We start from the raw sequence: 12,274 nt of genomic DNA on the forward strand, positions 1-12,274 counted from the left end.
GTGGCGACTATCGGACTGCTCGTCAATCCCGCTGCAGGCCGCGACATCCGCCGGCTCACCGGCGGCGCGAGCGTCGTCGACAACTACGCGAAGCGCCGGGTCGCCGAGTGCGTCTGTGACGGGCTGACCGTCGCGGGCGAGCCCCTCGAGGTCTCGATCATGCCCGACCGGACGGGAATCGCCGACCACGCGGTCACGGAGGCTCCCGCTGACATCGAGGCAACGAGGCTCGAGATACCGATCGAGGAGAGTGCGAAAGACACCCGTCGAGCGGCGGCCCGATTTCGGGACGCGGCTGATGTCGCTGTCGTCCTCGGCGGCGACGGGACGACCTGCGACGCCGCGCTCGAACTCGGCGACGTCCCGCTGGTCGCGGTCTCGACGGGGACGAACAACGTCGTCCCGTCGGCCGTCGACGGCACCGTCGCGGGTGCGGCGGCAGCGCTCATCGCGACCGGGACGGTCCCGGCCGAAACGGTGACCACGCGACACGGGATGGTCGAGGCGCGCGCCGAGACGCCGACCGGCGAGCGACGGCTGACGGGGCTCGCGGCCGTCGAGGTCTCCTCGCGGTCGTTCATCGGGACCCGTGCGCTGCTCGACCCGACCGATCTCCGCGGCGGGGTCGTTTCGCAGGCGCATCCTGGCGACATCGGGCTGCCGGCCGTCGCAGGCAGCCTCGAGCCGCTTGCGCCCGCCGAGCCCGGTGGCGTCGCCGTTCGCCTCGCCGAGCCGGCAGACGCGCCCCGATCCGTCCGCGCGATCGTCGCGCCGGGGGTCACGGCGACGATCGGTGTCACGTCGTGCGACCGGCTCGAGCCGGGCGAGTCCGTCTCGTTCGACGTCCCCGACGGGGTCGTCGGTGCCGACGGCGAGCGCGAACTCGAACTCACGGACGCGACGGTCGAGTTGACGCCGATCCCGGAGGGCCCGCGACTCGTCGATGTCGACGCGACCCTCGAGGCGGGCGCACGGGTCGGCGGCTTCGAGGCTGCCGGGATCGACGAGCGCTAGGGAACGTCGGCCACATCCAGCCGACACAAAGTACTACTTCGACGTCGTGGTAGCGGCGGTCGTTACAATGGTGAACGATACCATTCCACAAGTAGACGTCGAGATTCCGGAGTTGTCTCAGGTCGCGTTCGTCGTCGAGGATATCGACGACGGGATGGATCGGTTCGGATCGATCCTCGGGGTCGGCCCGTGGGAGGTGTACCGGTTCGAGCCGCCGACGCTCACCGACCGGACCTACCGCGGCGAGTCCCACGAGTATTCGATGGTGCTCGCGCTCACCCAACTCGGCGAGACGATGATCGAGCTGATCGAACCCCTCGAGGGGCCGAGCATCTATACGGCCCACCTCGAGGACCACGGCGAAGGGCTCCACCACGTCGCCTGTTTCGCCTTCGACGATCCCCACGCCGTCGTCGAGGAGTTCGAAGACGCCGGACTGCCGGTCATCCAGAGCGGCAACTACGGCGGCACCGAGTTCTGGTACTTCGATACCGCCGACGAACTCAACGGCGCGATCTTCGAGACCGCGGCGAACGTCGACGCGATGCCGGGACCGGACCGGACGTACCCGGAGTAACGGCCCGCCACACGGGCCGTCCCCGCGATTTCAGAGCCGCTCCCAGGAGAGGTCGAGTTCCAGATCCTCTCGAAGCATTTGCGAGACGTGACAGCCCCGTTCGCCGAGGTCGACGAGCCGGTCGATCGTCTCGTCGTCCGCGTCGGTTGCGAGCCGGATCGTCGCCGCGATCTCCTCGACTGTCCCCTCTTCGGGCGTCGCGTCCACGTCGACTCGGATCTCGTCGACCGACATGTCGCGTTTGCTCGCCTGGAATCTGGTACTCAGCGAGAGACACGAGGCGAGACCGCCGAGGGCGACGTCGACCGGAGTCGGGCCGGTCTCGGTACCCCCGCTGGATTCGGGTTCGTCGTAGGCCCACTCGAAGGAGCCGGCCTCGATACGACCCCGCATCCCGTCGGCGTTCGTGGCGGTGACCGACCGGCCGGGCATCTCCGTCTCGGCTTCACCAGTGGTCCCGCGTTCGCCCGTTCGATCCGCCGCCGTGGCGACGTCCTCGGGAAGGAGCGGCCACGGATTCTCGACGTGGTCGACGAGCGTCTCGAGGACGCGGGCGGCGTCCGCGCCGTCGACGACCCGGTGGTCGAACGTCAGATCGAAGGGAAGGTGCCGTCGCCACTCGAGGCCGTCGTCGCCGCGGGTCGGCTGCTCGGCGATGGCGTCGACGCCGAGGATGGCGACCTGTGGCGGGTTGATGATCGGATCGAACGCCTCGACGCCGAGGACGCCGAGATTGGTCACGGTGAACGTCCCGCCCTGCAGATCGTCCATCGTGTAGTCGCCGCTCGTCGCGCGGTCGACGAGGGCTCGTCGCTCGTCGGCGAGTTCCGTCAGCGACTTGCTCTCGACGTCCGGGAGCACCGGCGCGATCAGTCCCTGTTCGATGTCGACGGCGATCCCGATGTTGTGTTCCTCCCAGAGATGGTGGACGTCGTCTTCGAACGTCGCGTTGAACGCGGGGTGGTCCGCGAGCGTCGCCGAGACGACCCGGAGGAGGACGTCCTGGACCGACACGTCGGTCTCGAGGGCTTCGTCCGCGGCGGCGGCGGCAGCTAGCAGCGCCTCGGCGTCGGCCTCGCGGTGGACGGTCACGTGGACGGCCTCGCGATAGCTCTCGCTCAAGCGGGCGGCGATCGTTTGGCGCATCCCGCTGAACGGCCGTTCGTCCGCGACCGTCCGGCTCGTCCCACCGGTCTCGGCCGCGGCCGCCTCGACGTCGTCCTCGGTGATCGATCCCTGATAGCCAGTTCCATCGACGCTCGCGAGGTCGACGCCGAGTTCGTCGGCACGGCTGCGCGCTCGCGGCGACGCGTCCGGCTCACCAGCGCCCGCACCCTCGCTGGCCGCTCGTTCGACGTCGTCCTCGGTGATCGATCCCTGATAGCCGGTTCCCTCGACGGCCGCCAACTCGACGTCCAGTTCCGCCGCCCGGTCCCGTGCGCGGGGAGAGGCTCTAACGTCGCCCGTCGCCTCGCTTCCGGCACTGGCTTCGCGTCCGCTTGCGGCCGCGTCGGTCGCGCGCTCGTCCGGTTCCGGTTCGGGTTCGGCCTCGTCGGCAACTTCGACGTTGCCCTCGAGGTCAGCCGTCGCTTCGGCCTCGAGATCGTCGATGTCGACCTCGGCCGCCGCGACGATCCCGATGGGCGTCCCCGGCGGGACCGTCTCGTCGGCCTCGAGGTAGGTCCGTCGCAACACCCCGTCTTCGCGAGCCTCGACCTCCGCGATACTCTTTTCGGACTCGACTTCGGCGATCCGCTCTCCTTCGGAGATCGAGTCGCCCTCGTCGATCGCCCACTCGAGGAGCGTCCCGCGTTCCATCTCGAGCCCGAGTTTCGGCATCCGAACGATGTAACCCATGCGATGGAGTAGCATGAAAAGAGTATAAAAGGTATCGCCGGTCGAACCGCTGGGACGTGAGCGGGCCGGACGAATGCGGACAATTATAAACACGTTTCGCTCCAATAGTAATGATCTTCCATACATATTCTTCAATGGATGTCCATTCTTCACGAAAGATCCTTGGTAATCTATAGCAAAGGCTTTAGGCCCGGTGGTCCGAAATTCCGGGTACGGTTGGCCCACCGGCCACTGATCCACCTATGAGCGACGAACTCATCTGGCGAATCGCGGGCGGTTCCGGCGACGGGATCGACTCGACGAGCCAGAACTTTGCCAAGGCGCTGATGCGCTCGGGACTCGACGTGTTTACACACCGCCACTATCCGTCGCGGATCCGCGGTGGCCACACCTACGTCGAAATCCGGGCCGCAGACCACGAGGTACAGTCACGTGGTGACGGCTACAACTTCCTGCTCTCGCTGGGCGACTCCTTCGCCCGCAATCCCCAGGAAGACGCCTACTACGGCAACGAAGAGGTCAAACCCCTCTCGGAGAATCTCGACGATCTCCGCGAGGGCGGCATCATCGTCTACGACGAGGGGCTCATCAGCGAGGAAGACGTCGAGGCGATCGACCTCCACGAGCGTGCCGAGGAGAACGACTGGCACGTCTTCCCGATGGACCTTCGGTCCCTCGCACGGGAACACGGTCGCGAGGTCATGCGCAACACCGCCGGCGTCGGCGTGACGGCGGCGCTGCTCGAGATGGACCTCGAGCACATCGAGGACCTGATGTCCGACGCCATGGGTGGAGACGTTCTCGAGGCGAACCTCGAGATCCTCCACGAGGCCTACGAGACGATCAACGAGGAGTACGAGTTCGAGCACGAACTGCGCGCCCCCACGGGCTCTCACGAGACCGAACAGGCGCTGCTGTCGGGTTCGAACGCGATCGCCTACGGTGCCATCGACGCCGGCTGTCGGTTCATCGCCGGCTATCCGATGACGCCGTGGACGGACGTGTTCACCATCCTCGCCCAGAACTTCCCCGACATGGGCGGCGTCTCCGAGCAGGTCGAAGACGAAATCGCCGCTGCCGCGCTCGCCCTCGGTGCGAGCCACGCGGGTGCCAAGGCCATGTCCGGCTCTTCGGGCGGTGGCTTCGCGCTCATGAGCGAACCGCTCGGCCTCGCCGAAATGACCGAGACGCCGCTGGTTCTCGTCGAGTCGATGCGAGCCGGCCCCTCGACCGGAATGCCGACGAAACCCGAACAGGGCGACCTCGAGTTCGTCCTCTACACGAGTCAGGGTGACTCCTCGCGGGTCGTCTTCGCTCCGGGCAACATCGAGGAAGCCTACGAACAGACACGACTCGCCTTCGAGATCGCGTGGGATTACCAGATCCCGTCGATCATCATCTACGACCAGAAACTCTCCGGCGAGAACAAGAACGTCGACGTCGAGTTCTTCGACCGCGAGCCCGAACCCGATCTGGGAGCGACGCTGACCGAGGACGAGCTCGCGGAAGCGGCCCACGACGCGAGCGGCAAGTTCAAGCGGTTCAACTACGCGGACGCCGAAAACAACGTCGCCCCGCGGTCGTTACCCGGCCAGAAGGGCGGTCGCTACCTCGCGACCGGGAACGAACACTCGCCCGTCGGCCACATCAGCGAGGATCCCGACAACCGCGTCGCACAGATGACCCGTCGCATCGAGAAGCTCGACTCCATCCGCGAGGACCTCGACGAGGAACACGAGTCGAACCAGACCTACTTCGGCGACGAGACGGCCGAGTATGGAATCATCACGTGGGGCTCCTCGCAAGGTGCCGTCCGCGAGGCCGTCGAGCGACTCAACGAGAACGGCCACTCGGTGAAAGGCATCGGCGTCTCCGACATGATGCCGTTCCCCGAGACCGAGGTGACCGAGTTCCTCCAGAGCGTCGACGAGGCGATGGTCGTCGAGATGAACGCCACCGCGCAGTTCCGCGGGCTGATCCAGAAGGAACTGGGTCGCTTCGGCGAGAAGATGACCAGCCTGCTGAAGTACAACGGCAACCCGTTCGAACCCGCCGAGATCGTCGAGGGCTACGAGGTCAACCTCGCCGACGAGGACCGCGAACCGACCGCACAGGTACGAATCGAACCCGCAGCAGGTGACTGACTATGAGTGCATTCAACGCGATCGGAGAGGAACGGGAGATCGACCGGGACGAGTTCACGCCCGGCGTCGAACCCCAGCCGACCTGGTGTCCGGGCTGTGGCGACTTCGGCGTCCTGAAGTCCCTGAAACAGGCCCTGCCGGAGGTCGGCAAGACGCCCGAAGAAGTACTGACCGTCACCGGGATCGGCTGTTCGGGCAAACTGAACAGCTATCTGGATACCTACGGCTTCCACACGATCCACGGGCGCTCGCTGCCCGTGGCCCGTGCCGCCAAACTGGCGAACACCGACCTCGAGGTCATCGCCGCGGGCGGTGACGGCGACGGCTACGGGATCGGTGGGAACCACTTCATCCACACGGCCCGGGAGAACCACGACATGACCTACATCGTGTTCAACAACGAGATCTTCGGCCTGACGAAGGGCCAGACCTCGCCCACGAGCCCGAAGGGTCACAAGTCCAAGACCCAGCCATCCGGCAGCGCGAAGACGCCGCTGCGGCCACTGTCCCTGTCGCTGACCGCCGGTGCGAGCTACGTCGCCCGCACCGCCGCCGTCAACCCGAACCAGGCCAAGGAGATCATCGCGGAAGCCATCGAACACGACGGCTTCGCCCACGTCGACTTCCTGACCCAGTGTCCGACCTGGAACAAGGACGCCCGGCAGTACGTCCCCTACATCGACATTCAGGAATCCGACGACTACGACCACGACGTCACCGACCGGCGCGAGGCCGCGGAAATGATGCACGAGACCGAGGACGTCCTCAACGAAGGGACCGTCCTGACCGGCCGCTACTACGTCGACGAGGACCGACCATCCTACCAGGCAGAGAAGTCCGCCGTCGGCGAGTTGCCCGACCAGCCCCTCGCCGAACGGTACTTCGACGACGACGCCGAGTGGGAGCGCAGCTACGACTTACTCGAGCGTCACACTTGATCTCGCGAACCGATTCGCGAGTCCCATAGCCGGCAGTCGGTCGCCGTCTCGGCCCGACTGTCGTCAGCCGTTTTTCGTTTCGTTCTACGGTGAGACGATAGTTGATACCAGTCAACAGTCGAGATCGAGGGATTCACCGACCGTGACTGCCGTTCCGTCGTCGAAGCTGTCCTCGACGAAAACCGAGTAGTACGAGCCCCCACACGACCACTGCAGTTCCGTCCCCTCCTCGGTTTCGGCGATCGTTCCCCTGGCAGTTCCGACCGGGACCGCCTCGCCGCCGACCGCGAACCGACGCGGGCCGTCGCTCGTGGTGACCGACACCGTCTCGTCGTCCGCAGTCCGGTACTGGAGCGACACCTGCGTTCGATTCTCGTCCGGGAACTCGTATCCCGTGATCGAATCGAGTTCGACGCCTGCTGGCAGCGCGCCCGCCGGCGGTTCGGCAACCGTGAACGGAACGGCTTCGTCGGCCGCTGTGAGGGTTTCGTAGTCGTCGATCGATGGCAGTGCGATCGACTCGACGTCGGTCTCGGTGCCGCCCACGGCCGCGGGATCGAAGTCGAACCGCTCGTCGTCGATTCCACCGTCGATCGAGAGGTTTCGGTAGGTTCGTTCCAGTACGACACCGTCGCCCTCGATCGTCTGTTTGACCGGGAACAGCGTCTCCTGATCGTACCAGACCTCCACGCGATCGGCCCCGCGTTCGGCGTGTTCGACGTCGCTGGTCGCCAGCGGGATGACGTACTCCGTATCCTCGATCGATACGCTGATCGATCGTTCGATCGTCTCGTTCGCCGGCGGGTCGAACGTGACGTGGTAAGTGTCCCGGCCATCGACCGCTTCCTCCTCGACCGCCGTCATCTCGTACGCCTCGAGGTATCGTTGCTGCTGGACGTACAGCCCTTCGAGGATCGACAGCGCGGTCGGGTCGGTCTCGAGCCGAGTCACCCAGTCGTGAGTGACATCGTAGTGCCAGCGCTGGGTCTCGTCGTCGACGATGACCGTACCGACCCCGCTCGATTCCGTCTCGATCCGACTCCGTCCATCCGCACGGAGCCAGACCGCCTCGGTAGTTCGGATCGTTTCACCGTCGACCGTCCGGGTACTGACGACCGTCGCAGTGACCTCGTCGGGCGGGGCGGCCGCGGCGACCTCGTCCTCGAGGGTGGCTGGATCGGGACCAGCACTCGGCACGGAGACACAGCCTGCCGTCAGGAGGACGACCGCGAGCGCTAGAACCGAGAGGACGGAGCGGCCGTCTCGATCGCCGACAAACATGTATTCTCACTCACCTATCGTGTAAATTTAATATATCGGTCCGTTCGATACCGCCGCCGCCGAGATCGTGCGTCAACTACTCACGGCTACCGAATCCGCCGGCGAACAGTTTCGAAACGTAGCTCAGGACGAGCAGGGCAACGATCAGCCCGGCGAGCAGGCGCGGTTCGAAGCCGTAGCGCATCTCGCGGACGCCATACGCCACGACGAGCACCCCCATGAGCAGGCCCGTCCCGCCGGCCCACCGAGCGGCGTACGTCGGGTCGACCGACTCGTCGTAGTTCGCGTGTAGTTCCACTCGGCCACGGACCGCGATGAGCCAGCCCAGACCCACGATCGCGAATCCACAGATCATCCAGACGGCACCGCTAACGAGATTCGGATCGACCATTCAGTGTCCGAACAGGCCCCAGCGAGCGATAAGTCCGGCGGTTACGACTGTCGGTATCCGACCCTCGAGACGGCCGTCTCAGCGCGCTTCCGTTCGGATATCCGTCGTTTTCGGATACAAAAGATATTTTTCCGCCGGAGCAAAACATACTCTCATGAGTACCCAGGCGACGGAAGATCGTATCCTCGAAGTCCTCGAGGAGGACGCACAGGCGTCCTACGCCGAGATCGCCGAGCGGGCGAACGTCTCGAAACCGACGGTCCGAAAATACATCAATCAACTCGAGGAGGAGGGCGTCATCGTCGGCTACTCGGCCGACGTGGACCCGAAAAAGCTCTCGAGCCAGACGATCGCGCTGGTCGGACTCGACGTCGCGAGCGAACGCTACGTCGAGGCGACACAGGCGATCAAGGATCTCGCGGAGGTCGAAGCACTGTACAGTTCCAGCGGTGACCACATGCTGATGGCCGAAGTGCGCGCCGAAGACGGCGACTCGCTTGGCGAGATCATCTCCGACGAGTTGCTCGAGATCGACGGTGTCACTGCGGCTCACCCGTCTTTCCTGCAAGAGCGGCTGAAGTAGGTACTCGGGACTCTCCGTCGCCACCGGGGTTCGGGTCCGTGGCGTTCGCCGTTTGGGACCCATGTTTTCACGTTGGCCGCCCTAGGAGACCACGTCATGCCGACCTACGAACGCGAAACGACCGTCGACTCGCCGTTCGAAGACGTCTGGGCGTTCAACTCCCGAATTTCGGGGCTCGAGGCGGTAACGCCCGACTGGATGGGGCTGCGGGTCGAGCGCGTGATCGGCTCCGAGGGCGAGTCGGACCCGGACGTGCTCGAGCCCGGGTCGGAAATCGCGCTGTCGATCCGCCCGTTCGGCGTGGGACCGCGCCAGCACTGGACGTCGGTGATCACGGCCCGCGAGCGCGACGATGGCTCGGCGTACTTCCGCGACGAGATGGTTCACGGCCCGTTCGACCACTGGGTACACACCCACACGTTCCACGCCGACGGCGACCGGACGGTGATCCACGACCGTGTCGAGTACGAACTGCCGCTTGGCGGACTCGGCGACGCGGTCGCACCGCTGTCGAAGGTCGGTTTCGAGGCCATGTTCCGGCGTCGTCATCGCCTCGCGAAATCGCGCCTCGAGTAGCCGATCCGGAGCCGGGAGCCGATGCACGGACCGTCGCATTCGATAGCTGAACCAGGTCGGTTTTGATCGGTGGTGCCCTAGAGGCGGGTATGAGTGACGACGAACTCGAGCGGCGGGGGCTACTGGGTGCGCTCGGGGTCGGCGTGGCCACGGGTATCGCGGGCTGTCTGGGCGGTGTCCGACCTGGGAACGACGGGAACGGCGACACCGACGACGAGCCGCCACCGCAAGTGTACGAGCCCACGATCGAGAACGTCGAGGACGGTCCATTCGAGTTTCCCGAGGGGCACCGCTGTGCGGTCTGTGGGATGCCAGCGACCAAGTACTACGGCAAGGGCCAGCTCGTCCACGAAAACGGGCTGGCGGCCGTCTTCGACTCGCCGGGGTGTCTGTTCGCCTACAAAGTATCGTCGACGCCGGACTCGCCGATCGCCGGTGCCTGGACGACCGACTACGAGACCGCTGACCTTATCGACGCGACCGAGGCCCACTTCGTTCTCATCACCGACAAGGAAGCGGCGGAGGACCCGATGGGGATCGATCCCCGTCCCTACGCCGCCCGCGAGGATGCCGTCGCCTTCCTCGAGGGGTGGGAGGCCGAGGACCTCTCGCCCGAGGAGGACATCATCGTCGGTCTGGACGACGTCGACCTCGAACTCGCGTCGATCTACCGCGGGACGCGGCTGCCCGACGAGTAGGGTGCCTGCTTCGTTTCGGAATCCGTTTAGTTTCCCGGCCCCGTCGACACCGATGTGACCGTCGATTTCGAGGCCACGCCGACGCTCGCGCTCGCCGTCGCGGTGGTCGCGACGAGCACGAGCGCGATTCTGGTCCGCTGGAGCGACGCCCCCAGTTCGGTCGCGGCTCTCTATCGCGTGCTCTTTACGACGGTACTCGTCGCCCCGCTCGCCGTCACCCGTCACCGCGGGGCCTTCGCTGCCCTCTCGCGTCGCGACCTCGCGGGGGCCGTCCTCGCCGGCGTCGCACTGGCCGTCCACTTCGCGGCCTGGTTCGCGAGCCTCGAGCGGACGACCGTCGCCGCGAGCGTCACGCTCGTCCAGAGTCAGCCGATTTTCGTGGCGCTCGGGGCGGGACTGTTCCTCGGCGAGCGGATCGGCCGCGGGACGGTCGCGGGGATCGCTGTCACGATCGTCGGAGCCACCGCGATGTCGCTGGGGAGCGTCGGGCGGAGCGGCCTCGCCGACGTGACGCTCCGTGGGAACGCGCTCGCGGTACTCGGCGCGATAACCGTCGCCGGCTACGTCCTGGCCGGTCGTTCGATCCGCCAGCGCGTTCCCGTGTTGCCCTACGTGACCGTCGTCTACGGCGTCTGCGTCGTCACGCTGTTCCTCCTCGTCGGCGTCCAGGGCCATTCCTACGTCGGCTACTCCCTCCGCGAGTGGCTGCTCTTTCTCGGCCTGGCCGTCGGCCCCGGCATCGTCGGCCATACGGTGAGTAACTGGGCCCTCGAGCACCTCGAGTCGGTCGTCGTCAGCGTCGCCTGGCTGGGCGAGCCCGTCGGTGCGACCCTCCTCGCGCTCGTCTTGCTCTCGGAGGTCCCCGACGCGATCACGGTGATCGGCGGGGTCGTCGTGATCGTGGGAATCGCCGTGACGACGCTCGAGCGGGAGTCATCGCGAGGCGTCGACGTGAGTCGGTCCTAGTCCCGTTCTACCCGTCGACTGCGGGGTCGGTGGGGCACGCACCGCCGGATTCGACCCCCCAGTGGGGGCGTGGACCGCCACTAGATCCACTTCACGCCGACGTCGTGCATCCCCTCGTTGTACTTCGCGATGTTGATGACCAGCGGCGTGACACTCTCGACTTCGGCGGCGTTGGCGAGTGGCCCGGCTTCGAGTGCGCGCAGCCCCTCGATCTCGTTTGCGACCGACAGGACGGTTTCTTTGGCATCGTCGTCGTCGGCGACGACGAGCGTGTCGAGGTCCAGGTCGTTGTCCAGATTCGATAAGGCGTCGGCCGCGAGGTTGTGGAAGGCACCGACGACCGGTACGTCGTCGGGAGCCCGCCCGGCGACGAGCTGGGTGACGCTCCCGGCGTCGGGCGGGTGGTAGTGGAGTCCGTCCTCGTCGCCCTGCATGCCGACCGCAGGGGTGACCAGAATCGAGTCGGCATCGAGGCTGTCGGCGACCGCCTCGACGGTGTCGCCGGCGTAGTACGGCGGGACGCTGAGGACGACCACGTCGGCGCGGTCGGCCGCCATCTCGTTTCCGAAGCCCTTGATCTCCGCCTGGGCACCGCGCGTCTCGAGTTCGTCCTCGTACTCCGCGACCGCGTCGCGGGCCTTCTCGGGATCCCTCGAGCCGATGAGGATCTCGTGGCTCGTGTCGCGTGCGAACCGAAGTGCGAGTCCTTCGCCGATGTCGCCAGTGCCGCCAAGTAGTGCAATTCGCATACGTCCCCCTCGGGACGGCACCCGAATAAAGGGGCCGGAGATCGGCCGATATCGCCGGCTCCTCCGACGGAATCGACAGTGGACCGCCGGTCACGGAGACGGACACGTCGAACGACGTGTCTCTCCGCCCGCCGGAGCCCCATCATGCGATGGTGTCCAGCGTTCGCGACCGTGGGCGACGCCGTTAGCCGCCGTTCGGACCGCTATTAGGGGGCGTCGTCCTCGGCCGGGTTCATCGCCGACCCCAGCCCGCTGTCGTAGGCGTCGCGCTGCTTGACCTCGCGGATCCGCTGCTCGAGTCGAGTTTCCAGTTCCTGTCGCCGCTCCTCGTCCACGTCAGGGTTGTTCGCCAGATCCCGGACGTCCTGTCGGGCCGTTCGCAACACCGAGACTGCCTCAGCGGTCTCGAGGTCGGCGGCACGATCGAGGGCGCGTTCGACGTCCCCAAGGGTGGGCTCGGTCATACCGGACGGTCACGGAGCAGACGCATCAACGACTGG

General features: G+C 66.2%; 13 protein-coding genes. 8 read left to right on the forward strand and 5 right to left on the reverse strand.

The window, feature by feature from the left end; genetic code table 11:
- A complete protein-coding gene (locus J0X27_RS15440) occupies positions 1 to 1,014 on the forward strand; it encodes an NAD(+)/NADH kinase (RefSeq protein WP_207270036.1) in 1,014 nt (337 codons plus the stop codon).
- A gap of 67 nt (positions 1,015 to 1,081) precedes the next feature.
- Positions 1,082 to 1,591 carry a VOC family protein gene (locus J0X27_RS15445; RefSeq protein ID WP_207270037.1) on the forward strand — a complete coding sequence of 170 codons (510 nt, stop codon included), beginning with the start codon at positions 1,082 to 1,084 and terminating at the stop codon, positions 1,589 to 1,591.
- A 30-nt stretch (positions 1,592 to 1,621) separates the two neighbouring features.
- Here the strand turns inward: J0X27_RS15445 and J0X27_RS15450 are convergent, their stop codons facing one another.
- On the reverse strand, positions 1,622 to 3,448 hold the full coding sequence (locus tag J0X27_RS15450) for a 2-oxo acid dehydrogenase subunit E2 (RefSeq protein ID WP_207270038.1): 1,827 nt from the start codon (positions 3,446 to 3,448) through the stop codon (positions 1,622 to 1,624).
- Between the two features lie 242 nt (positions 3,449 to 3,690).
- Here J0X27_RS15450 and J0X27_RS15455 point away from each other — a divergent pair, with 242 nt between their 5' ends.
- Positions 3,691 to 5,592, forward strand: coding sequence for a 2-oxoacid:acceptor oxidoreductase subunit alpha (locus tag J0X27_RS15455; protein WP_207270039.1), 1,902 nt, complete (start codon positions 3,691 to 3,693; stop codon positions 5,590 to 5,592).
- Positions 5,593 to 5,594: 2 nt separating this feature from the next.
- A complete protein-coding gene (locus J0X27_RS15460; RefSeq protein WP_097379805.1) occupies positions 5,595 to 6,530 on the forward strand; it encodes a thiamine pyrophosphate-dependent enzyme in 936 nt (311 codons plus the stop codon).
- A gap of 111 nt (positions 6,531 to 6,641) precedes the next feature.
- Here the strand turns inward: J0X27_RS15460 and J0X27_RS15465 are convergent, their stop codons facing one another.
- The gene (locus J0X27_RS15465; RefSeq protein WP_207270040.1) at positions 6,642 to 7,811 is read right to left on the reverse strand and encodes a LolA family protein; all 1,170 of its coding nucleotides are present in this window, start codon (positions 7,809 to 7,811) and stop codon (positions 6,642 to 6,644) included.
- 76 nt (positions 7,812 to 7,887) lie between these two features.
- A complete protein-coding gene (locus J0X27_RS15470) occupies positions 7,888 to 8,202 on the reverse strand; it encodes a hypothetical protein (protein ID WP_207270041.1) in 315 nt (104 codons plus the stop codon).
- Positions 8,203 to 8,356: 154 nt separating this feature from the next.
- On the opposite strand from J0X27_RS15470, the gene lrpA1 reads away from it, so the two are divergent.
- The 4 genes from lrpA1 (at position 8,357) to J0X27_RS15490 (ending at position 11,025) form a co-directional block, all read left to right on the forward strand.
- The gene (gene lrpA1 / locus J0X27_RS15475) at positions 8,357 to 8,785 is read left to right on the forward strand and encodes an HTH-type transcriptional regulator LrpA1 (RefSeq protein ID WP_097379803.1); all 429 of its coding nucleotides are present in this window, start codon (positions 8,357 to 8,359) and stop codon (positions 8,783 to 8,785) included.
- Between the two features lie 96 nt (positions 8,786 to 8,881).
- Complete coding sequence (locus J0X27_RS15480; protein WP_207270042.1) at positions 8,882 to 9,361, forward strand: SRPBCC family protein; 480 nt, start codon at positions 8,882 to 8,884, stop codon at positions 9,359 to 9,361.
- An 89-nt stretch (positions 9,362 to 9,450) separates the two neighbouring features.
- Complete coding sequence (locus J0X27_RS15485) at positions 9,451 to 10,059, forward strand: nitrous oxide reductase accessory protein NosL (protein WP_207270043.1); 609 nt, start codon at positions 9,451 to 9,453, stop codon at positions 10,057 to 10,059.
- Positions 10,060 to 10,113: 54 nt separating this feature from the next.
- Positions 10,114 to 11,025, forward strand: a complete 912-nt coding sequence (locus tag J0X27_RS15490) for a DMT family transporter (protein WP_207270044.1) — start codon at positions 10,114 to 10,116, stop codon at positions 11,023 to 11,025.
- Positions 11,026 to 11,105: 80 nt separating this feature from the next.
- Here J0X27_RS15490 and npdG read toward each other — a convergent pair whose 3' ends face one another.
- Positions 11,106 to 11,774 carry an NADPH-dependent F420 reductase gene (npdG, locus tag J0X27_RS15495; RefSeq protein ID WP_207270045.1) on the reverse strand — a complete coding sequence of 223 codons (669 nt, stop codon included), beginning with the start codon at positions 11,772 to 11,774 and terminating at the stop codon, positions 11,106 to 11,108.
- 206 nt (positions 11,775 to 11,980) lie between these two features.
- Positions 11,981 to 12,238 carry a hypothetical protein gene (locus J0X27_RS15500; protein WP_207270046.1) on the reverse strand — a complete coding sequence of 86 codons (258 nt, stop codon included), beginning with the start codon at positions 12,236 to 12,238 and terminating at the stop codon, positions 11,981 to 11,983.
- Between the last annotated feature and the right edge of the window lie 36 nt (positions 12,239 to 12,274).

Origin of the sequence: Natrinema longum, assembly GCF_017352095.1 — an archaeon.
Taxonomy (GTDB): Archaea; Halobacteriota; Halobacteria; order Halobacteriales; family Natrialbaceae; genus Natrinema; species Natrinema longum.

Excerpts from the sequence above, each read along its gene's own strand:
- J0X27_RS15445 (WP_207270037.1), top strand. The coding sequence starts at position 1,082 with ATGGTGAACGATACCATTCCACAAGTAGACGTCGAGATTCCGGAGTTG.
- J0X27_RS15450 (WP_207270038.1), bottom strand. The coding sequence starts at position 3,448 with ATGGGTTACATCGTTCGGATGCCGAAACTCGGGCTCGAGATGGAACGC.
- J0X27_RS15455 (WP_207270039.1), top strand. The coding sequence starts at position 3,691 with ATGAGCGACGAACTCATCTGGCGAATCGCGGGCGGTTCCGGCGACGGG.
- J0X27_RS15460 (WP_097379805.1), top strand. The coding sequence starts at position 5,595 with ATGAGTGCATTCAACGCGATCGGAGAGGAACGGGAGATCGACCGGGAC.
- J0X27_RS15465 (WP_207270040.1), bottom strand. The coding sequence starts at position 7,811 with ATGTTTGTCGGCGATCGAGACGGCCGCTCCGTCCTCTCGGTTCTAGCG.
- J0X27_RS15470 (WP_207270041.1), bottom strand. The coding sequence starts at position 8,202 with ATGGTCGATCCGAATCTCGTTAGCGGTGCCGTCTGGATGATCTGTGGA.
- lrpA1 (WP_097379803.1), top strand. The coding sequence starts at position 8,357 with ATGAGTACCCAGGCGACGGAAGATCGTATCCTCGAAGTCCTCGAGGAG.
- J0X27_RS15480 (WP_207270042.1), top strand. The coding sequence starts at position 8,882 with ATGCCGACCTACGAACGCGAAACGACCGTCGACTCGCCGTTCGAAGAC.
- J0X27_RS15485 (WP_207270043.1), top strand. The coding sequence starts at position 9,451 with ATGAGTGACGACGAACTCGAGCGGCGGGGGCTACTGGGTGCGCTCGGG.
- npdG (WP_207270045.1), bottom strand. The coding sequence starts at position 11,774 with ATGCGAATTGCACTACTTGGCGGCACTGGCGACATCGGCGAAGGACTC.
- J0X27_RS15500 (WP_207270046.1), bottom strand. The coding sequence starts at position 12,238 with ATGACCGAGCCCACCCTTGGGGACGTCGAACGCGCCCTCGATCGTGCC.